1 protein-coding gene is annotated in these 574 nt (G+C 64.8%); it reads right to left on the reverse strand.

All coding sequences use genetic code 11. The annotated features are described in order from the left end of the window. Positions 1–18: 18 nt before the first annotated feature. Positions 19–510 carry an allene oxide cyclase barrel-like domain-containing protein gene (locus tag STRAU_RS31210; protein ID WP_016644406.1) on the reverse strand — a complete coding sequence of 164 codons (492 nt, stop codon included), beginning with the start codon at positions 508–510 and terminating at the stop codon, positions 19–21. Between the last annotated feature and the right edge of the window lie 64 nt (positions 511–574).

The following is a 574-nucleotide window of genomic DNA, read 5'->3' on the forward strand; positions in this document are numbered from 1 at the left end:
CGGTGGTCCCATCCTCCATCAGTGCAGGATCTCGGCGCGCAGCCTCTCCTTGGGTGTGTTGATGTCCCAGTAGCGAACGCTGCCCCGGGCGTCCTTGAAAGCGCCTGTGCCGCCGGTGATGGCCATGTCGAGCGAACTCGCTTCGTTTGACCGCAGCGATTGCATCGTCAGAGAGCCACGCTTGAGTTCTATCGTGATCACGGCCTGCGATGTGACTTTCCCACCGCCGGCGTACACGACCTGAGAGGTCCCGGCCCCCCGTCCGACGTCGCGGCCGTTCTCCACCGCGGTGGCGCAGTAGACGCTCATGTCGCCCAGGCTCGGCCCCGTCCTGCCGAGATCGATGGACTCGTGCTCAAGGTCCTTGAGCTGGAGTTCGATGACCTCGACCCGGCTCTTGTCCGGGGCATCGGCATTCGCGCCCCCCGCGGCGAGGACGCCGGCCGCCACGGTGGCCAGCGACAGGGCGGCGAATCTCTTGAACAGGGGCCGGTTGCTGTTGTTCCCCATGGTGGAAACTCCTCATGGTGATCTGCGTGTGCGAACAACTTGACGCTATGGCGGTCGAGTTGAG

It is taken from the genome of Streptomyces aurantiacus JA 4570 (assembly GCF_000414115.1).
Taxonomy (GTDB): domain Bacteria; phylum Actinomycetota; class Actinomycetes; order Streptomycetales; family Streptomycetaceae; genus Streptomyces; species Streptomyces aurantiacus_A.